Origin of the sequence: Streptomyces sp. V3I8 (assembly GCF_030817535.1) — a bacterium.
GTDB lineage: Bacteria > Actinomycetota > Actinomycetes > Streptomycetales > Streptomycetaceae > Streptomyces.
This window is the reverse complement of record NZ_JAUSZL010000002.1, coordinates 7,153,465-7,172,971: the sequence shown is the minus strand read 5'-3', so window position 1 is coordinate 7,172,971 and position 19,507 is coordinate 7,153,465. Positions and strand designations below refer to the sequence as shown.

Annotated in this window: 15 protein-coding genes, 5 tRNA genes and 1 pseudogene; 6 read left to right on the top strand and 15 right to left on the bottom strand. The window is 73.0% G+C overall.

Annotated elements, in window-relative coordinates; genetic code table 11:
- Positions 1 to 37: 37 nt before the first annotated feature.
- Positions 38 to 859: an aminotransferase class IV gene (locus tag QFZ75_RS31725; RefSeq protein ID WP_307542384.1), complete on the bottom strand. Its 822-nt coding sequence runs from the start codon at positions 857 to 859 to the stop codon at positions 38 to 40.
- Between the two features lie 11 nt (positions 860 to 870).
- On the bottom strand, positions 871 to 1,986 hold the full coding sequence (locus QFZ75_RS31720) for a chorismate-binding protein (RefSeq protein WP_307542382.1): 1,116 nt from the start codon (positions 1,984 to 1,986) through the stop codon (positions 871 to 873).
- Positions 1,987 to 2,142: 156 nt separating this feature from the next.
- On the opposite strand from QFZ75_RS31720, the gene QFZ75_RS31715 reads away from it, so the two are divergent.
- The 5 genes from QFZ75_RS31715 to QFZ75_RS31695 all read left to right on the top strand — a co-directional run bounded on the left by QFZ75_RS31715 (position 2,143) and on the right by QFZ75_RS31695 (position 2,608).
- Positions 2,143 to 2,215, top strand: a tRNA-Gly gene (locus QFZ75_RS31715).
- 37 nt (positions 2,216 to 2,252) lie between these two features.
- Positions 2,253 to 2,326, top strand: a tRNA-Cys gene (locus tag QFZ75_RS31710).
- 1 nt (position 2,327) lies between these two features.
- A tRNA-Val gene (locus QFZ75_RS31705) sits at positions 2,328 to 2,399 on the top strand.
- A 23-nt stretch (positions 2,400 to 2,422) separates the two neighbouring features.
- Positions 2,423 to 2,494 (top strand) — tRNA-Val (locus QFZ75_RS31700).
- Between the two features lie 39 nt (positions 2,495 to 2,533).
- A tRNA-Val gene (locus QFZ75_RS31695) sits at positions 2,534 to 2,608 on the top strand.
- A 51-nt stretch (positions 2,609 to 2,659) separates the two neighbouring features.
- On the opposite strand, the gene QFZ75_RS31690 is transcribed toward QFZ75_RS31695, so the two are convergent.
- The 4 genes from QFZ75_RS31690 to QFZ75_RS31675 all read right to left on the bottom strand — a co-directional run bounded on the left by QFZ75_RS31690 (position 2,660) and on the right by QFZ75_RS31675 (position 4,906).
- Complete coding sequence (locus tag QFZ75_RS31690; protein ID WP_307542380.1) at positions 2,660 to 2,956, bottom strand: zf-TFIIB domain-containing protein; 297 nt, start codon at positions 2,954 to 2,956, stop codon at positions 2,660 to 2,662.
- A gap of 74 nt (positions 2,957 to 3,030) precedes the next feature.
- Positions 3,031 to 3,984 carry an aminoglycoside phosphotransferase family protein gene (locus QFZ75_RS31685; protein WP_307542379.1) on the bottom strand — a complete coding sequence of 318 codons (954 nt, stop codon included), beginning with the start codon at positions 3,982 to 3,984 and terminating at the stop codon, positions 3,031 to 3,033.
- Positions 3,985 to 4,220: 236 nt separating this feature from the next.
- Positions 4,221 to 4,430, bottom strand: a complete 210-nt coding sequence (locus QFZ75_RS31680) for a hypothetical protein (protein WP_307542378.1) — start codon at positions 4,428 to 4,430, stop codon at positions 4,221 to 4,223.
- A 209-nt stretch (positions 4,431 to 4,639) separates the two neighbouring features.
- Positions 4,640 to 4,906, bottom strand: a complete 267-nt coding sequence (locus tag QFZ75_RS31675; RefSeq protein ID WP_055511046.1) for a hypothetical protein — start codon at positions 4,904 to 4,906, stop codon at positions 4,640 to 4,642.
- Positions 4,907 to 5,108: 202 nt separating this feature from the next.
- Between QFZ75_RS31675 and QFZ75_RS31670 the strand changes: the two genes are divergently transcribed.
- Positions 5,109 to 6,455 carry a protein kinase gene (locus QFZ75_RS31670; protein ID WP_373465971.1) on the top strand — a complete coding sequence of 449 codons (1,347 nt, stop codon included), beginning with the start codon at positions 5,109 to 5,111 and terminating at the stop codon, positions 6,453 to 6,455.
- Positions 6,456 to 6,534: 79 nt separating this feature from the next.
- Here the strand turns inward: QFZ75_RS31670 and QFZ75_RS31665 are convergent, their stop codons facing one another.
- From QFZ75_RS31665 to QFZ75_RS31625, 9 genes and pseudogenes are all read right to left on the bottom strand, one after another.
- Positions 6,535 to 7,353, bottom strand: coding sequence for an RNA methyltransferase (locus QFZ75_RS31665; RefSeq protein ID WP_307542375.1), 819 nt, complete (start codon positions 7,351 to 7,353; stop codon positions 6,535 to 6,537).
- 112 nt (positions 7,354 to 7,465) lie between these two features.
- Positions 7,466 to 8,710, bottom strand: coding sequence for a uroporphyrinogen-III C-methyltransferase (gene cobA / locus QFZ75_RS31660; protein WP_307542374.1), 1,245 nt, complete (start codon positions 8,708 to 8,710; stop codon positions 7,466 to 7,468).
- Positions 8,711 to 8,900: 190 nt separating this feature from the next.
- A pseudogene (gene cobT, locus QFZ75_RS31655) lies at positions 8,901 to 12,867 on the bottom strand (nicotinate-nucleotide--dimethylbenzimidazole phosphoribosyltransferase).
- Positions 12,868 to 13,286: 419 nt separating this feature from the next.
- Positions 13,287 to 14,504, bottom strand: a complete 1,218-nt coding sequence (cbiE, locus tag QFZ75_RS31650) for a precorrin-6y C5,15-methyltransferase (decarboxylating) subunit CbiE (RefSeq protein WP_307542372.1) — start codon at positions 14,502 to 14,504, stop codon at positions 13,287 to 13,289.
- A 139-nt stretch (positions 14,505 to 14,643) separates the two neighbouring features.
- Complete coding sequence (locus tag QFZ75_RS31645) at positions 14,644 to 15,282, bottom strand: GNAT family N-acetyltransferase (RefSeq protein ID WP_307542370.1); 639 nt, start codon at positions 15,280 to 15,282, stop codon at positions 14,644 to 14,646.
- Positions 15,283 to 15,423: 141 nt separating this feature from the next.
- Complete coding sequence (locus tag QFZ75_RS31640; protein ID WP_307542368.1) at positions 15,424 to 16,257, bottom strand: MetQ/NlpA family ABC transporter substrate-binding protein; 834 nt, start codon at positions 16,255 to 16,257, stop codon at positions 15,424 to 15,426.
- Between the two features lie 51 nt (positions 16,258 to 16,308).
- Positions 16,309 to 17,142, bottom strand: coding sequence for a MetQ/NlpA family ABC transporter substrate-binding protein (locus QFZ75_RS31635; RefSeq protein ID WP_307542366.1), 834 nt, complete (start codon positions 17,140 to 17,142; stop codon positions 16,309 to 16,311).
- Positions 17,143 to 17,265: 123 nt separating this feature from the next.
- Positions 17,266 to 18,087, bottom strand: a complete 822-nt coding sequence (locus QFZ75_RS31630; RefSeq protein ID WP_307542365.1) for a methionine ABC transporter permease — start codon at positions 18,085 to 18,087, stop codon at positions 17,266 to 17,268.
- Complete coding sequence (locus QFZ75_RS31625) at positions 18,084 to 19,136, bottom strand: methionine ABC transporter ATP-binding protein (RefSeq protein WP_307542363.1); 1,053 nt, start codon at positions 19,134 to 19,136, stop codon at positions 18,084 to 18,086. Before QFZ75_RS31625 ends, QFZ75_RS31630 begins: the two co-directional genes overlap by 4 nt.
- Positions 19,137 to 19,507: the final 371 nt, after the last annotated feature.

Sequence of the window (19,507 nt, the reverse complement as noted above, 5' to 3'; positions counted from 1 at the left end):
ACGGCGGGCCGGCGAACCCGACGAGCGGGCCGGCGGCTCACGGGTCGAGGTCGTCGCCCGCCCGCTCGTCGAAGACGCGCATGGCCTTCGCGGTCACCGGGCCGGGCGCGCCCGGCAGTTCACGGCCGTCGACGCGGTGCACCGCCTGCACGTCGCGCAGCGTCGAGGTCAGGAAGACCTCCTCGGCCCGCTCCAGGACGTCGAACGGCAGGTCGGTCTCCTTGGCGCCCGTCCACTCGACGGCCAGGGCCCGTGTGATGCCCGCGAGGCACCCGGAGGCGACGGGCGGGGTGTGGATCTCGCCGTCGAGCACGACGAAGACGTTGGAGCCGGTGCCCTCGCAGAGCTGCCCGACCGTGTTCGCGAACAGGGCCTCGGACGCGCCCCGTTCGCGCGCGCGGGCGAGGGCGACGACGTTCTCGGCGTACGAGGTCGTCTTGAGGCCCGTCAGCGCGCCGCGCTCGTTGCGGGTCCAGGGCACGGTGATCACCGCGGTGGAGTCGGGGCGGCGGGTGGACTCCCCCAGCGCCACGAGCAGGGTCGGCCCCTGCTCTCCCCGGTCCGAACCGAGCGGTCCGTGGCCGCCGGTGTACGTGATGCGCAGGCGGCCCAGGGGCACCGGGTTGGCGTCCAGGACGGCCGCGCAGGCCCGGCGCACCTCGTCGCGGTCGGGCTCGGGCAGCCCGAGGCCGGTCGCCGAGCGCGCCAGCCGGTCGAGGTGGCGGGTGAGTGCGAACGGACGTCCGTCGGCCGCCTTCACGGTCTCGAAGACGCCGTCGCCCACGGTCAGCCCGTGGTCGAAGACGGAGACACGGGCCGACTCGCTGTCCTGCAGCCCGCCGTCGAGCCAGATCTTCACTGAACCTCACCTCACGAGAACGTGCCGGGTTCCCGGCCGGACGTGCTGTTCCGGCCGGGGCCCTCGGGACCGTCGACGGGTGTCCCCCCACCCGTGCCGTACGCCCCTGGGTACTCTCCCGACGCTACAGCGAGCAGCCGGGCGGCCTTCAGCTCGGTCTCCTCCCACTCGCGCCCGGGGTCCGAGCCCCAGGTGATGCCCGCCCCGGAGCCGAAGCGCAGCGCGCCCTCGGCCCGGTCGATCCAGAAGGTGCGGATGCCGACGGCCAGCTCGCCGGCGCCGCGGTCGGCGTCGACCCAGCCGATGCCGCCGCAGTACGGCCCCCGGGGCGCCGTCTCCAGGGCCTCGATGATCCGCAGGGCGCTGGACTTGGGGGCGCCGGTGACGGACCCGGGCGGGAAGGCGGCGGCCAGCAGTCCGGGCCAGCCCACGTCCTCGCGCAGTACGCCGCGGACGGTGGAGACGAGGTGCACGAGTCCCGGGTGCTTCTCGACGACGCACAGGTCGGGCACGGTGACGGTGCCCGTGGCGCACACCCGGCCCAGGTCGTTGCGCACCAGGTCCACGATCATCACGTTCTCGGCGTGGTCCTTCTCCAGCAGGTCCGCCTCGGTCCGTCCCGTGCCCTTGATCGGACCCGACTCGACGGTACGGCCGCCGCGCCGCAGGAAGAGTTCCGGACTGGCGGTGGCGATCTCCACCCCGTGGCCGGGCAGGCGAATCGTTCCGGCGTACGGTGCCGGGTTGCCGCGGGCCAGCAGGGCGGTCAGCGCGTCCACGTCGGCGCCGGGCGCGACGGGCGCCGACAGGATCCGGCAGAGGTTCGCCTGGTACACCTCGCCGGTCGCGATGAGCTCACGTATGCGGCGTACACCCGCCGTGTACGCGGCGCGGTCGAGCGACGACGTCCAGTCGCCGGACGCGGGGCCCCGCCACCCGCCCGGCACCGGCGCGGGGACGGTTTCGGGGCGTACGTCCGCGAAACGGGCACATGTCACCCGTCCCTCGAAGTCTGCGCTCACGGCCCAGAAGCCGCTGGAGTCCAGGGCCGCGGGATCACTGGTGACGTCGAGGAGGCCGGTCGCGACGAGGCCGCCGAAGCGGGCGAGAGCTGGGAGGTCCTGCACGGCTGTGAGTCTAAGGTGGGTGACCTGCGGGTGCTCCGACCGTGTCCTGGAGCGGACGAGGCGCAGCACGCTGCGCAAACGCGTTTTTGTGCTGGCCCCGGTATCCGCTAGAGTTCAACACGTCGCCGGGTCGCGAGAGCGGGACGGAAACGACAAGCGGACGTAGCTCAGTTGGTAGAGCGCAACCTTGCCAAGGTTGAGGTCGCCAGTTCGAACCTGGTCGTCCGCTCGCAGGAAGTGGGGATCTTCCCGACCCCCGCGCTCCTGGTGGAGTGGCCGAGAGGCGAGGCAACGGCCTGCAAAGCCGTCTACACGGGTTCAAATCCCGTCTCCACCTCCAAGGACGATTAGCTCAGCGGGAGAGCGCTTCCCTGACACGGAAGAGGTCACTGGTTCAATCCCAGTATCGTCCACTGATCCGGTTCGCCGGGTCCCCGCGCGATTAGCTCAGCGGGAGAGCGCTTCCCTGACACGGAAGAGGTCACTGGTTCAATCCCAGTATCGCGCACGCAGTACGCACCATCGGCGTCACCAGCAGGTCCCACCCGCGCGATTAGCTCAGCGGGAGAGCGCTTCCCTGACACGGAAGAGGTCACTGGTTCAATCCCAGTATCGCGCACCAGCCGAAGCCCCCGGCCGTCTCGTACGGCCGGGGGCTTCGTCGTGTCCCGGGTCAGGTCGAGAAGAGCATGTGGCCGAAGCCCTTCTGGCGGTTGTGGCCGTAGTGGCCGCCGTGCCCGCCATGACCGCCGCCGTGCTGCGGAGCCCCCCAGGCCGGCGCGGGAGCGGACGGGTAGGCCTGCGGGGCGCCGGGGGGCGGGCCGGGCTGCGACCACTGGCCCTCGAGGCGGGTCAGTGACTCCAGCTCGCCGTAGTCGAGGAAGATTCCGCGGCAACCACTGCACTGCTCGATCTGGACACCGTTGCGGTTGTACGTCTGCATCGGCGCATGGCACTTGGGACACTGCATGCTCGGCTCAACTCCTCGCCGTTCGGTACTGCTTCCGCCAGGACAGACTCTGCCAGGCCTCGGTCGGTTGCACCCTACGTCCCGCGGCTTCCCGCCAACTCGGGCGGGTGAGCGGCCATTCGGTCACATGCGTCGATCACGGACACCTCGACCTCGTCCAACGGGCGCCCCTGTGCGAGCGACTTGGTGATCGCCGTGGCCGCGGTCTGCGCGGCCAGGGCGCGGGCCGGCACGTCGAGGACCGGCCAGGGATCGCTGTCCGCCGGGACGGCCGGACCCGCGGCCTCGCGGTACGCGGTGAGGAAGCGGGTCCATTCGTCGGGCCGGAGCAGACCGCAGGCGAACCAGGCGGCGGGGCGGGCCAGGTCCCAGGCCGGGTCGCCGCCGCCGAGGTCGTCGATGTCGATGAGCAGCCACTCACCGCGCGCGCGTACGAGCTGTCCCAGGTGGAGGTCGCCGTGGCACAGCGTGCGCGTGTGCGGCGCGGGGGCCTCGTCCCGGGCCCAGGCGGGCAGGACGGACCAGGCGCGCAGGACCGGGGCGGCCGCCGGATGCGGGCCGGCCGCCCGGAGACGGGCGAGGGCGCGGGCCGCCTTCGCCGGGCCGCGCATGGGCGGCAGGCCGGGCGGGAGGGCGGAGTCCGGCGTGCGGTGGAGCCGCGCGAGGAGGACCGCGGCCGCCTCCCACGGGGCGGCGTCGGGGTCGTCGCGGTCCACGGGGGTGCCGTAGGGCCAGAAGGTGACCGGCCGGCCGGCCAGCTCGACCGCGTTCGGGGCGAGCGGCGGCAGGAGGATGCCGTCGAGGCCGGGGTGCGCGGCGACGGCCAGCCGCGCCGCGAGGCCAGCGGGGTCGGTGTCCGCGGCGTGGGCCTTCGCCACCGTGCCGCCGTGCCGGACGACGGTCCCGTCCGGCCGGTCGGCCAGCACGGAGGTGCCCGTCCCGCAGCCGCAGCCCTCGCCCGCCGGGTGGGCGGCGGTTCCACGGACGGCGGTCCGACGGACGGCGGTCCGATGGGCCGCGGCCCGCACCTCGGCACGGAGAGCGGGGCAGCACGTCGGCGGTCACTCGGGTCCCCCTCAGGTCGTACGTCCCGCCTGCCTTGCCATGCTCCGGCGGGTCCCTGGGAGCGTACGCACACAAAACAATGCGGGCGCAGCTCCCCAGCTGCGCCCGCATCTTTTGCCGTCCGCCGCACCCCCGTCCCCACGGGGTTTCATGGCCGGATGTCCCTGCCCGGACCGCTCTTCCGGGCCTGGGGCGCCGCTCAGCGCCCCAGCATCACGCCCACGGACGACGCCTGTGTGACCACTGCCTCCCAGCCGCCGAAGACGACCACGAGCAGGGTGGCCAGGGGGAGGACCATGGCCGTCGCCACCAAGGGGTGACGCCGGCCGGACCGGCTGGGACCGAACGCGGCGGTGTACGCCTTGCGTCCCTGCGTGCGGATCATGGTCCGCGATGCTGTGTCCGCCATGGTCCCTCTCCTGACCGTTCTGTTGAAAAGCTTCTGCTGTCTGGCAGCGGCGGGTGTCTGACCTCGGGGGACGAGTGCTGCCACCCGCCGCTTGACAACAAATCTAGACGGGAGGGGCCTGCCGGTCGTCATGCCCTCGTACCTATTGCCGGGCCTCCCGGAGGATGAGCGGTGACCTGCGGTGTACTCCCCTGGGTGGAGAAGACGCCCTAGGTCTCGGGGGTTTCCCTGAGGGGACGTCCGGTCTGTTCCGAGCTGTCCTCCCTCGGGACCGGTTGCTCGACGAGCGCGAGCACCCTGGTGGCCATGAACCGGGCCGTGCGGACAACTGATCCACTTCGGGTGACTTCGCTCACTTCGACCACCCCCCTGCGGACCGCCGTCTCCACCCTGCGGCCGGCCCGACTGGCCACCACCTCGTACGTACGGGTCGTGTCCCCGGCATCCACCACTATCTCCACGCGGTCACCCTTCACAGGTCCAATCCCCCTTCTGTGAGCGATGATTGGGAATCCGCGCAGCTCAACGCCGCCGCGGTCCCCCGTCCTCTGACCACCTCTCAAGTTTCCCACCCGGCACTGACAATCGGTCGGCCCGCGAGGGCGCGGCCTCTGCGCGCACCCGGCCGCGGAAACGTAAGCTGTGGCTCGTCAAACGGACCGGGCAGCGGGGATGGACATGGCGATGATGCGCCTGAGGCGCGAGGACCCGCGTGTCGTCGGCTCGTTCAGGCTTCACCGACGGCTCGGCGCGGGCGGGATGGGCGTTGTCTACCTGGGCTCCGACCGGCGCGGCCAGCGGGTCGCGCTGAAGGTGATCCGGCCCGACCTCGCGGAGGACCAGGAGTTCCGGTCGCGCTTCGCGCGCGAGGTGTCCGCGGCGCGGCGGATCCGGGGCGGGTGCACCGCGCGGCTCGTCGCCGCGGACCTGGAGGCCGAACGGCCCTGGTTCGCGACGCAGTACGTTCCCGGGCCCTCGCTGCACGACAAGGTCACCGAAGAGGGGCCGCTCTTCGCGTCCGAGGTCGCGTCCATCGGCGCCGCCCTCTCCGAAGGGCTGGTCGCCGTGCACGAGGCCGGGGTCGTCCACCGCGACCTGAAGCCCTCCAACATCCTGCTGTCCCCCAAGGGGCCGCGCATCATCGACTTCGGCATCGCCTGGGCGACGGGTGCCAGCACGCTCACGCACGTCGGCACCGCGGTGGGATCGCCCGGGTTCCTCGCGCCGGAGCAGGTGCGGGGCGCCGCCGTCACACCGGCCACGGACGTGTTCGCGCTGGGTGCCACGCTGGCGTACGCGGCGACGCAGGACTCGCCCTTCGGTCACGGCAGCTCGGAAGTGATGCTCTACCGGGTGGTCCACGAGGAGGCCCAGCTGCACGGGGTGCCGGACGCGCTGGCCCCTCTCGTACGGGCCTGTCTGGCGAAGGACCCCGAGGAGCGGCCGAGCACGCTGCAGCTGTCGTTGCGGCTCAAGGAGATCGCGGCGCGGGAGGCGCAGGGCATGGGCGACTCCCGGCCGCCCGCTCCCCGTGCGGGGGAGGCCGACCGGCCGACCGGCCGGATCACCGACGACTACCCGGAGCAGCGCACCCAGCGGCGTACGCAGGGCACTCCCCCGCCGCGCGGCAACGGCCCCTCGTCGCGGTCCGGGGCGCGCCCGGCCGCCCCCTCACGGGGCGGCCCGACGCGCTCGGGCACCGGCAGCCGGGCCGGACAGCCCACCGGCCGCTCCGGTCAGCCGGGCAGCCGTACCGGCCGGTCCGGCAGCCGTAGCGGCCCGCCGCGCAGCGGGACGGGGCGGCAGGGGCCGCGGACCACCGGAACCGGACGGCGGCCCGCCAATCCGCGGCTGCTCCGGCAGCGGCTCTTCGTGTTCGTCGTGGTGACGCTGCTGGTGGCGCTGGCCATCGCGGCCGCACAGGGGTGCCAGGGGCCCGCCCGGGGACTCGGTCACGGGGGCCCGGACGCGCAGGTGCGGCAGGAGCAGGCGTACGGGCAGAGCGGTGCCCGCCAGGGCGGGTAGGCGTCGTCCGGGACGGACGGGCGTCGTCCGCCGTCCGCCGTCCGCGGGTGGATCGCGCCCGGTCGCGCGGGGCCGCCCGTCAGCTCCGCGGGCGGCCCGTAGCCACCGCGTAGAACGCGACCGCGGCGGCCGCGCCGACGTTGAGCGAGTCGACGCCGTGGGCCATCGGGATGCGGACCCATTCGTCGGCCGCCACCAGTGCCTGGGTGGAGAGGCCGTCGCCCTCCGCGCCGAGCATCAGGGCCACCCGGTCCATCTTGTGCGGGGCCACCTCGTCGAGGGTCTTGGCCTTCTCGTCCGGGGTGAGCGCGAGAAGGCCGAAACCCGCCTCGCGGACCGACTCGAGACCCTTGGGCCAGGACTCCAGACGGGCGTACGGGACCGCGAAGACCGCCCCCATGGAGACCTTCACCGAACGCCGGTACAGGGGGTCCGCGCAGTCCGGGGAGAGCAGCACCGCGTCCATGCCGAGCGCCGCGGCGGAGCGGAAGATGGCGCCGATGTTGGTGTGGTCGTTGACCGACTCCATGACGACGACCCGGCGGGCCGTCCGGAGCAGGTCGTCCGGGGTCGGCAGCGGTTTGCGCTGCATGGAGGCGAGCGCGCCGCGGTGCACGTGGTACCCGGTGACCTGTTCGGCGAGGTCCGGGCTGACCGCGTACACCGGGGCCGGGAGTTCGTCGATGACGTCGCGCATGACGTCGACCCACTTGGCCGACAGCAGCATCGAACGCATCTCGTAGCCGGCGTCCTTGGCCCGTCTGATGACCTTCTCGCCCTCGGCGATGAACAGGCCCTCGGCGGGTTCGCGCCTGCGGCGCAGTTCCACGTCGGTCAGGCCCGTGTAGTCGCGCAGACGCGGGTCGGCTGGGTCCTCGACGGTGATGAGATCGGCCACGGATCGATACTGCCTTGTCCTGGGTGTGGTGCCAACGGCTGGGGACGGGTTGGGTTACCCGGGGTTACTCGATGGTCGGGTCACGCGGCCGACGAGGTGCCCGGGCGCCGGATCACGCGGTCGTCTCGAACGAGCCGTCCGTACCGACGGTCACGACCTCACCGATGACGATGACCGCCGGGGGCCGCACCTCCTCGGTGCGGACGGTCTCGGCGACCGTCGCCAGGGTCGCGTCGACGCGGCGCTGGGCGGCGGTCGTGCCCTCCTGGACGAGGGCCACGGGGGTGCCGGGCGCCTTGCCGTTGTCCATGAGGGTACGGGCGATGGCGCCGATCTTGTCCACGCCCATCAGGACGACCAGGGTGCCGCGCAGCTTGGCGAGCGCAGCCCAGTCGACCAGGGAGCGCTCGTCGTCGGGGGCGACGTGACCGCTGACGACGGTGAACTCGTGGGCGACCCCGCGGTGGGTGACCGGGATGCCGGCCGCGCCCGGGACCGAGATCGAGCTGGAGATGCCGGGGACGACCGTGCAGGAGATGCCCGCCTCGGCCAGCGCCTGGGCCTCCTCCATGCCGCGTCCGAAGACGAAGGGGTCGCCGCCCTTCAGGCGGACCACCGACTTGCCCTGCCGGGCGTGCTCGACGAGCGCGTTGTTGATGGCCTCCTGGGCCATGAAGCGGCCGTACGGGATCTTCGCCGCGTCGATCACCTCGACGTGCGGCGGGAGTTCGGCGAGCAGGTCGCGGGGGCCCAGGCGGTCGGCGATGACCACGTCCGCCTCGGCCAGGAGACGGCGGCCGCGGACCGTGATCAGGTCCGGATCGCCGGGACCGCCGCCGACCAGGGCGACGCCGGGTGTCCGGGTGCGGAAGTGGGGCGCGACGAGGGTCCCGTCGCGGAGCCCCTCGACCACCGCGTCGCGGACGGCGGCGGTGTGGCGCGGGTCGCGGCCCTGGGGGTTCGAGGTCAGGACGGCCACCGTGACGCCCTCGCTGTGGCCCGTCGCCGGGGTCCAGGCCGTGGCCTTGTCCGCGTCGTCCGCGCGCACGCACCACACCCGGTGCGCCTCCGCCTCGGCGGAGGCCGCGGTGTTCGCCTCCGGGTCGGAGGTGGCGATCAGGACGTACCAGGCGTCCGCGAGGTCGCCGGGCGCGTACGGGCGCCTCGTCCAGGTCAGTTCGCCCGTGTCCGCCATGGCCTCGACCGAGGGGGTGGCGGCCGGGGACACGAGGTGGATGTCCGCGCCCGCCGCGATGAGGGCCGGGAGGCGGCGCTGGGCGACCTGGCCGCCGCCGAGGACCACGACGCGGCGGCCGGTGAGGCGGAGGCCTACGGGGTAGGCGGGGTTTTCGGCCATGGAGGTGCGGCTCCTCATGCGGGTGGTGCGGTGAGCGCGCTGCTGCGTCGGAGCGGCCCTGACGTGCGAATTTTAGAGTGCGGGACGGTGGTGGCGGGTGGGGCGGGTGGGGATTCCCTCCCCGTGCCCGCCCCTTCCCGAAACCGGGACCGCGCCCTGGGGCCCGGGCCCCAGGGACGACGACGCGCGTCTACTTCTCCGTCACGCCTGCCGAGTCGAACGTCGCCACCTCGTGCATCGCCCTTGCCGCGCTCTGGACGACCGGAAGGGCCAGCAGTGCGCCGGTGCCCTCGCCCAGCCGGAGGTCCAGGTCGACCAGGGGGCGCAGGCCCAGCTTGTTCAGGGCCGCCACGTGGCCGGGCTCGGCGCTGCGGTGGCCGGCGATGCAGGCCGCGAGGACCTCGGGGGCGATCGCGCGGGCCACCAGGGCGGCGGCGCCGGCGCTGACGCCGTCCAGGATCACCGGCGTACGCAGGGAGGCGCCACCGAGGAGGAGGCCCACCAGCGCGGCGTGCTCCAGGCCGCCGATGGCCGCGAGGACGCCGATCGGGTCGGCCGGGTCGGGCCGGTGGAGTTCCAGGGCGCGGCGCACCACGTCGGTCTTGCGGGCCAGCGTCTCGTCGTTGATGCCGGTGCCGCGGCCCGTCACCTCCGCGGGGTCGGCGCCGGTGAAGACGGAGATCAGGGCGGCCGACGCGGTGGTGTTGGCGATGCCCATCTCCCCCGTGATCAGGGCCTTGTTCCCGGCCGCCACCAGGTCGCGGGCGGTCTCGATGCCCACGTCGATGGCCGCCCCTGACCTCCTCGCGGGTCAGCGCGGGACCGGTCGTCATGTCGGCCGTGCCCGCCCGGACCTTGCGGGGCAGCAGGCCCGGGGTGGCCGGCAGGTCGGAGGCCACTCCCACGTCGACGACGCAGACCTCGGCGCCGACCTGGGCGGCGAAGGCGTTGCAGACCGCGCCCCCGCCGAGGATGTTGGCCACCATCTGGCCCGTGACCTCCTGCGGCCACGGGGTGACGCCCTGGGCGTGCACGCCGTGGTCGCCGGCGAAGATCGCGACGGCGGCCGGCTCCGGGATGGGCGGCGGGCACATCCGGGAGAGGCCGGAGAGCTGGGCGGAGATGATCTCCAGCATGCCGAGGGCCCCGGCGGGCTTGGTCATGCGCTTCTGGCGCTCCCACGCCTCACCGAGCGCCTTGGCGTCCAGCGGCCGGATGTTGGTGATGGTTTCGGCGAGCAGGTCGTGCGGCTCCTCGCCGGGCAGCGCGCGGCGGCCGTACGTCTCCTCGTGGACGACCCAGGACAGCGGGCGGCGCTTGGACCAGCCCGCCTGCATCAGCTCGGGCTCCTCCGGGAACTCGTCGACGTATCCGACGCAGAGGTAGGCGACGACCTCGAGGTGCTCGGGCAGGCCCAGGCCGCGGACCATCTCGCGCTCGTCGAAGAAGCTGACCCAGCCCACGCCCAGGCCCTCGGCGCGGGCCGCGAGCCACAGGTTCTCGACGGCGAGCGCGGAGGAGTAGGGGGCCATCTGCGGCTGGGTGTGGCGGCCCAGGGTGTGCCGGCCGCCCCGGGTCGGGTCGGCGGTGACGACGATGTTGACCGGGGTGTCGAGGATGGCCTCGATCTTCAGTTCCTTGAACTGCTTGGCGCGGCCCTTGGGGAGCGACTTGGCGTACGCCTCGCGCTGGCGCGCGGCCAGTTCGTGCATCGAGCGCCGGGTCTCGGCCGAGCGGATGACGACGAAGTCCCAGGGCTGGGAGTGGCCGACGGACGGCGCGGTGTGGGCCGCCTCCAGGACGCGGAGCAGCACGTCGTGCGGGATGGGGTCGCTGCGGAAGCCGTTGCGGATGTCGCGGCGCTCGCGCATCACGCGCAGGACGGCCTCGCGCTCGGCGTCGTCGTAGCCGGGCGCGGCCGGACCGGTGGACTCTCGGGTCTCCGCCACGGCGGCCGTGCTCTCTTCCTGGTCGGCGGCCCGGGTGTCCAGGTCTTCCGCCTGCTGTGCGGCCACGGGCTCCGGGCCGTCGTCCTCGACGGAACCGTCCGGTACGGGGTCCGCCCCGGCCTCGGGGACCGGCTCGGGCTCCCGGGGGGCGGGCAGCACGAAGAGGGGCTCCTCCTCCTCCGCCTCGGTGCCGGGCTCCGGCGCGAACGTGGGCGCGGTCTCGGGCGCGGGCCCGGTCTCGGGCGCGGTCCCGGACTGCTCGGCGGGCGCCGCGACCGGGTCCACCGCCTCGGCTACGGGGTGGGGCGCGGCGGGCTGCTCGGGCCGCTCCTCCCCGGGGGCCGGCACGGTCAGGCCGTGCGGCGGGGTGGGAGCGAGGTGGGGGGCGGTCGGGACCACGCCCTCGACCGGCGCGAACTGAGCGACGGGCTGCTCGGGCTGTCCTGCCGGGTCGCTCTGTCCTGCCTGCACGGGCTGCTGGGCCTGCTCGGGCTGCGGGAGTTCGTTCCCGGGGGCCACGTCCTGGAGGGGAGCCGGATCGCCGTGCGGCCCGTCCCCTTCCTCGACGGAGCCGACGGAACCGGCGGGGCCGACGGGGGCCTCGGGCGTCGCGTCGGCGGTCCCGGTCGGTGCCACCTGCTCGGCGGCCGGGTCCCCGGCGTCGTGGACGGACAGGTCCACGGACTCGGCCGAAGCGATGGGCGCGGTGGGCTCGGCCGGCAGCGGGGGCTCCGCCGCGTCCTGGACCTGGGCGGCCTGCGCGACGACCGGCTCGGCCTCCAGCGGCTGCGGCTGCGGCACCTGGTGTGCCTCCGGGGCGGGCTGCCCGGCTTCCTCCGGCGACGGGTGGGCGAAGTGCACGGCGGCGGGCCGGGCCAGGAAGGGCGCCGGCTCCGGAGCGTGCGCGAACTCCGGGGCGGCCTGGGCGAACTCGGAGCCCTGGCCCTCCTCGGGGGCCTGCGGGAACAGCGAACCGTCGGCGAGCTGCGGGGCCTGCCCCCAGTCCGGCACCGGCACGGCCGCCGGGACCGGCACGGCCTCGGGAACCTGGACGGCCTCGACCGGCTGCTCAGGGGCCACCTGGACGGCGGCCGCCTGCTCGGAGACCGCCTGCTCAGGAACCGCGGGCCCAGGAACCGCCTGCTCAGAAGCGGGCTGCTCGGCGGCGGGCTGCTCGGCAGCCGCCTGAGCCACCTCCGGCTGCGGGGGCGCGTACACGAACTCGGGACCCTGCGCGGGCTCCGGCGCGTGTCCGGCGGCCTCGGCCGGGTCGACGACGGCCTGCCCGTGCGCGGCGTCGGCGGCCTGGGCGTGCGCGCCCTCGGCGAACTGCCCCGGTGCGGTCTCGGGAACCTGCGCCTGCGCGGCAGCCGGGAACCGGTCGGCGCCCGGCACGTCCTGCGGCTGCGGGGCCCCGTCCGGCTGCTCCGCCACCGGTACGGGAACCTCGGCCGACGCCTCGGCCGGAACCGCATCCGTATCTGCACCCGGAGCTGACACCGGACCCGGCTCCTGCGGAGCGGGACCGTCCTGGCCCGCGTCGGGCACCTGTGCGGCCGGGACCGCCACGGACCCGGTGCCGGTGTCGGCCGGGCCGCCCGCGTGCGCACCCGCGCCCTGCGGAAAGACCGTTTCTGCCGCCACACCCTCGGGACCGGCCTGTGCCATCGGTGGCGCGACCCGCACCTGGGTCTGCACCTGGGCCTGGGCCCCCCAGGGCGCCGCCGCCTGCGGCGCGATCTCGTCACGCGGCGCGTCGAGGTACTCGGGCCCGGCCGGGGCCGGGGCGGCCTGCCGTACGGGGAACGCCGACGGCGCCCCCGCCGGGCCGCGGTCGGCGAGCGACCGCACCGGGCTGCCGGCGCCGTCCGGGGTCGGCGGGCCGAGGTGCAGCGGACGGCGGGCGACGGGCGGCTGCGGGGCGGACGAGGACATCCGGACGGCGCTGAGGTCGACCGAACCGCTGTCGCGGCCCGCCGTCTCGTGCGGACCGGGCTCGTGGACGGCCTCGACGACCGGCGCCGGGGCCGGCGGGGCCACTTCGTTGCCCCACGCGCCCTGGGCGCCCGGCAGCAGCAACAGGTCTTCGTCTTCGGCGGTGGGCTCGGAGAGGTAGGTGTACGCACCGGGGGCGGGGACGCCCGGCTGCTCCACCATGCCTGCGTTCTCCGGCAGTCCCTCGCCCGGGACCTGGCCGGTGTCGGTCATGCGTACCCCTCGCCCATCGGTTTAGTGCTCCTACGACCTGCTTGTCCGGGGCGGCGCACCGACCGCCCGTCATGAGAACGAGCACGCGGGCCGGGCGGCACGAACGACCGGTCGACAAAGCCATTAACTGGCATTGTCGCGGTCGGCACGCCACCGCGACAGGGTGATCCGTCACGGCCCGCTGTGGACTGCGCCACTTTGCGCATCCTCCGGTTCCGCCGTACCACACGCACCTCAAAATGGGTGAGTTTCGCGGACATTGACCGGCGACTTACCGGACAACCCGATTGCGGTACAACGATCGGTCAGCCTACCGCGCGCGGTACGACAACCGGATCACAGGGCGCTGCCGGACCGTGACCCGGCCGAGGCCGGGCGGCACGCCCAGGGCGCGTTCGGGCGCGCGTCCGGCGCGCGTCTCAGCGGGGCGGTTCGCGCCGTTCGAGCTCTCCCGAGAGCAGGAAGGCGACGCTGCGCTCCTTCTCCGCCCAGGTGCGGGTGTCCAGTTCGACGGACTGCAGGAGGGCGCACTCGACCCGGTAGCCGTGCTCCGTCAGGTCCCTGCCGATGAGCTCGGCGGCGTCGCGGGTCGCGGCATGCGTGACGATCCGCTCGGGGCGCCGGTCGGCGACGGCGGAGACCACCGCGGCGCCGCCGCCCCCGACCCGTACGACGTCCGGTTCGGGGAGGTCCTCGAGGACGTGCGGCGCGGTGCCGTGGGTGATCTGGAGCTGGACCCCGAAGCGGCGGGCGGCGGCCATGGTGCGGGCGCAGGCGTCCGGGTCGCGGTCGACGGCGATGACGGCGGCGCCGCAGCGCGCGGCGTCCGTGGCGAAGGCGCCGCTGCCGGAGCCGATGTCCCAGACGAGGTCGCCGGTCCGCGGTCCGAGGCGGGCGAGCTGGGCGGCGCGCAGCACCTCGGTCTCGCCCTCGCCCGGTTCGCCGCCGTACGTGTCGTCGGGGAGCGCCCAGCCGCGCGGGCCGGCGGCGGGGTCGCGGCCGGCGATCCAGCCGCCGTCCTCGGAGGAGGTGACGGGACCGCCCATGACGATGACGACGTTCGGGTCGCGCCAGGTGTGGTCGGCGACCTTGTCGGAGGTGAGGACGGACACCCGTTCGCGCTCGGTGCCGAGTTCCTCGCAGATGACGAAGGTGCGGTGGACCCCTTCGAGGAGCAGGCCCAGTTCGGCGGGGCCGGCGCCGGGCGAGGTGAGGACGGCGACCTTGGGGTGGGCCCGGCACACGTTCACCGCGCGCCGCAGGGTGCGCCGGTGCGCGACGACCACCTGGGCGTCGTCCCAGGGCATCCCGGCGCGGGAGAAGGCGGCGGCCACCGACGAGACCGCGGGGACGACCTCGACCTCAAGGCCGTACTCGGGGGCGCGCAGGGTGCGTACGACGCCGAAGAAGGCCGGGTCGCCGTCGGCGACGACGACGGCCGTGCCACGGTGGGCGGCGACGCGCCGGGCGGCGAGGGCGACGCTGCCGAGCCGGATGCGCTCGGCGGACGGAGGCACCTCGGGAAGGTCCAGATGGTGTCCCGCGCCTGCCACCAGGGTGGCGGCGCCGAGAGCCGAGCGTGCCGCGTCGGTCAGGGGCGAGCCGTCCCAGCCGATCACCGTGACCCGGTCGGCCATCGTTGTCAGTCTCCTGGAGTCATCGCAGGTCGTCGGATGGGGTGTGGCCGCCAGGCAGGCGTGCGGAGCCCCGTGAGCGTACCTCGTGACGTCCGGGGACGTCGGCGGGGGTGCGGGCGGGAGCCGGGCCCCCGCCTGTTCAGTTCCAGTCGGAGTAGGAGGTGAAACCGCCGGTGTCGGCGAGCTGCTCGGCGATGCCCTCGATGTCCTCGGGGAGCAGGCCCCACACGATGAAGTCGGTCCGCAGGTCCTCCCAGCGGCCGTCCTCGGTGCGGGTGCGCGCTATGCAGGCACCGCGCAGCACGCCCTCACTGATGCAGCCGATCTTCTGCGCGACCTGCTGGGAGGCGGTGTTGTCCGCCGCGGTGCGCAGTTCGAGGCGCTCGAACTTCTGGTCGTTGAACAGCCATTGGGCGGTGGCGAGCGACGCCTCCGAGGCATAGCCCTCGCCGCGTGCCCAGGGGGCGATGATGTACGAGAGCTCTGTGGAGCGGACATGCCAATCGGTGTTGCCCAGCTGGATGACGCCGACCAGGCGGTGGGTGAGGAACTCCGTGACGGCGAGATCGAGTCCGCGGCCGGACGTGCGTTCGGCGGGAGCGGACTGGTCGATCCAGGTGCGGGCGGCGGCCTCGGTGAAGGGCTGCGGAACGGACGTCCAGGCCGCGACCTGCTCGTCGTTCATCATCTCCGTGAAGGCAGGAATGTCCTCGTCCTCGAGAGGGCGCAGCACCAACCGCTCCGTGTTCAGGGAGATGTCGGGGAAGGTGTTCGTCATGCGCCGCTCCGTAACCATCAGGGACCGTCGGGCCAGCTGAACTGCCCAGCATGCAGCATGAGGACCCCGAACTGCACCACGGGGCCGGGTCCTTGTCGACGAGTCGACACCGTGATGCGGTACGGGCGGCGCGGGACGGTGTCAGCCCGGGGTGACGGGGAGCACCGATCCCTCGTACGTGTCCTCGATGAACTTCCGCACCTCGTCGGAGGTCAGGAGCTTCGCGAGCTTCCTCACCCGTGGATCGTCCTCGTTGCCCCTCTTCACGGCGAGGAGGTTCGCGTACGGGTTGTTCTCGGCGGACTCCAGCAGGACGGCGTCGGCGGCCGGGCTCAGGCCCGCGTCCTGGGCGTAGTTGTTGTTGACGACCGCCGCGGCCACGTCGTCCAGGGAACGCGGCAGCTGCGCCGGTTCGAGCTCTTTGAACCTGAGGTTCTTGGGGTTCTTCGCGATGTCCGCCGGGGACGCGGTCGGGCCGGCGTCCTCCTTGAGCGTGATGACGTCCGCGGAGGCGAGGAGCTGCAGGGCGCGGCCTTCGTTGGTGGTGTCGTTGGGCACCGCGACGGTGGCTCCGTCGGGGAGTTCGCCGACGTCCTGGACCTTCTTGGAGTACACGCCCATGGGCGGCAGGTACGCGTCCACGACCGGGACCAGGTCGGTGCCCCTGGACGTGTTGAAGTCGTCCAGGTAGGGCTCGTTCTGGTACAGGTTCGCGTCGAGCGAGCCCTCCTGGAGCGCGGTGTTCGGCAGGACGTAGTCCGTGAACTCCTTGATCTCCAGATCGAGTCCGTTCCTGGCGGCGAGGTCCTTCTTTATGTACGCGAGGACCTCGCCGGCCGGCACCGCCGTGGCGCCGACGACCAGCGTGCCGCCGTCACCTCCGCCGCCGGAGCCCTCGTCCTGCGCGCCGCACGCGGTCAGGGCGAGGCCGAAGGCCAGTGCGGCCGCGGCCGCGGAGATGACAGGCTTGCGCATCGTCGGTCTTCCTCAGGTGTTCGGAGCGGGGAACGGCGCGGGACCACGCCGTCAGAACGACGCGACGACCGAGCCCGCGTACTTGTCCTCGATGAACTTCTTGACCTCGGGGGAGGTCAGGAGCTTGGCGAGCTTCTTGACGCGCGGGTCGTCCTCGTTGCCCTTTTTGACGGCGAGGAAGTTGCCGTACGGGTTGTCGTCGGCGGACTCCAGGACGAGGGCGTCGTCGGCGGGCTTGAGGTCCGACTCGATGGCGTAGTTGCCGTTGATCACCGCGGCGTCGACGTCCTCGAGGGAGCGCGGGGTCTGGGCCGCCTCCAGCTCCTTGAACGTGAGGTTCTTCGGATTCTTCGCGATGTCCTTGGGCGTCGCGTCGTTGCCCGCGCCGTCCTTGAGCGTGATGATCCCGTTGGCGTCGAGGAGCTTGAGCGCGCGCGCCTCGTTGACCGTGTCGTTCGGGACGGCGACCGTTGCGCCGTTCTTCAGCTCGTCGGCCTTCTTGATCTTGCTGGAGTAGAGGCCGAGCGGCTCCAGGTGCACCGTGACGACGGGCACGATGTGGGTGCCGTTCTTCTTGTTGAAGTCGTCCAGGTACGGCTGGTTCTGGAAGTAGTTGGCCCCCACCGAGCCGTCCTCGGTCGCGGTGTTCGGCAGGACGTAGTCCGTGAACTCCTTGACCTGCAGGTCGAGTCCCGCGTCCTTGGCCAGGTTGTCCTTCACGTAGGTGAGGATCTCGGCGTGCGGGACGGGGCTGGCGGCGACGATCAGCGGGCCGTCCTTGCCGGAACCGGAGTCCGTCTCCTTGTCCGAGCCGCAGGCCGTGAGGCCCAGGGTGAGGGCTCCGGCGGCGAGGACGGCGGTGGTGATTTTGGCGGTGTTACGCACGAAAAGTGCCTTTCCATGTGGGCTGGGCGTCCCCGCGAAGGGTGTGCGGGGGACAACTGCGGGTGGGGTGGGGACGTACGGGAGGGGACGGGGACGTACGGGGGGACGTGACGTACGGAGGTCTCAGGCGACCTTGCCGACGTCGGCCGTGGGCGCTTCGGCGGAGGTGTCCGCGTCCGCGGGGCCGGCACCGGTTCCGGGACCGGCGCCGGCGGACGCCCGGGAACCGGAGTTCGCCGGGGCCCTGTTCCTCAGCAGCCTGAGCCGCGGCGCGGCGCCCGATCCGCCGCCGCGCCGGTGCAGCCCCCGCGCGGCGTAGTCGCCGACGAACTGGATGAGGGAGATGACCACGGCGAGGATGCCCACGGTGATCCACATGAGCTCGGTCTCGAAGCGCTGGTAGCCGTAGCGGATGGCGATGTCGCCGAGGCCGCCCGCGCCGACCGTGCCGGCCATCGCGGAGTAGCCGATCAGGGCGACGATCGTCGTGGTGGTGCTGGAGATCAGGGACGGGAGGGACTCGGGGACGAGCACCTTGCGCACGACGGTCCAGGTGTTGCCGCCCATCGACTGCGCGGCCTCGACGAGACCGCCGTCCACCTCGCGGACGGCCGTCTCGACCAGGCGCGCGAAGAACGGGATCGCGCCGATCGCGAGCGGCACGATGGCGGCCTCACGGCCGATGGTGGTGCCGGTGATCGACCGGGTGAAGCCCATCAGCGCGACCATCAGGATGATGAACGGCATCGAGCGGGCGATGTTCACGACCTGCCCGATGACCTTGTTCAGCACGGTGTTCTGCAGCAGGCCGCCCCGGTCGGTGAGGACCAGCAGGATGCCCAGCGGCAGACCGCCGACGACGGCTATGACCGTCGACCAGCCGACCATGTAGAGGGTGTCCCAACACGCCTGCTCCAGCAGCGGCTGCATCTCGGACCAGGTCACTTGGCACCTTCCTTCACCGGCACGGACGCCTGGGCCGCCGCTCCGACGAGTTCGAGCTGCAGTCCCTTCTCGCGCAGGAAGCCGATCGGCACGACGTTGTCCTCGTAGCGGCCGGGCAGTTCGATGCGCATCCGGCCGACCTGCAGGCCCCCGACGGTGTCCATCGCGGCGCCGAGGATCGAGATGTCGATGTTGTACGTGCGCGAGAGCTGCGAGATGACCGGCTGGGTCGCCGCGTCGCCCTGGAAGGTGACGTCGATGACGGTGCGGTCGTCGGAGGAGGCGTCGCCGCTCACCGGGAAGAGCGCGGCGGCCAGCTCGGAGCCGGGGGTGGCGAGCAGTTCGCCGACGGTGCCGGACTCGACGATCCGCCCGTTCTCCATGAGCGCGGCCGAGTCGCAGACGGTCTTGACGACGTCCATCTCGTGCGTGATGAGCAGGACCGTCAGGCCGAGCTGGCGGTTCAGGTCGCGCAGCAGGTGGAGGATGGAGCGGGTCGTCTCGGGGTCCAGGGCGCTGGTCGCCTCGTCCGACAGGAGCACCTTCGGGTCCCCCGCCAGGGCGCGGGCGATGCCGACGCGCTGCTTCTGGCCGCCGGAGAGCTGGGCCGGGTAGGCATGGGCCTTGTCGCTGAGGCCGACCAGGTCGAGCAGTTCCAGGGCCTTGCGCGAGCGCTCCCGGCCCGACCTGCCGAGGATCTCCAGGGGGAGTTCGACGTTGTCCTGGACCGTCCGCGAGGACAGCAGGTTGAAGTGCTGGAAGACCATGCCGATGCGGCTGCGCGCCTTCCGCAGCTCCCTGCCCGCGCGCGGACCGCGCCCGGCGAGGGCGGTCAGGTCCTGGCCGGCGACGGTCACGGTGCCGGCGGTGGGCCGCTCCAGGAGGTTCACGCAGCGGATGAGGGAGGACTTGCCGGCGCCGGACTGGCCGATGACGCCGTACACCTCTCCCTCGCGGACGTGCAGATCGACGCCGTCCAGGGCGGTGATCTCACGGCCGCTCGAGCGGTGGGCCCGATAGACCTTCGTGAGGCCTGTTGTCGTGATCACTGGGGTTTCCGTCACTGTCGAGTGCAGGGCGTGGGTGTGCGCCGGGCACGGGTGCATGCGGTCGAACGCGGCACGCTCGTTCACGCGGTGGCGTCGGGGCCGGGCTTTCGGCAGAACGGCGTGCGCGGGGCAGGCTCGGTCGCGTACGAACGGGGCGTACGGGCAGACGTGAGCGAACTCGCTTCGGGGCGCGAGGCTGCGGTGGTGCGGGGGCCCTCTAGAAGGCGCACATTCGACACATACAGCGAGCACCGGGCGTCATGGTCGCCTCGGTCGCAAGGATGCGGCTGCTCGTCGTGGTCATGGGGAAAGTAAAGCAGACGTATGGACGGAACCGGGAACCGCTGTCCGTATGGCGGACAGCGGTGGAC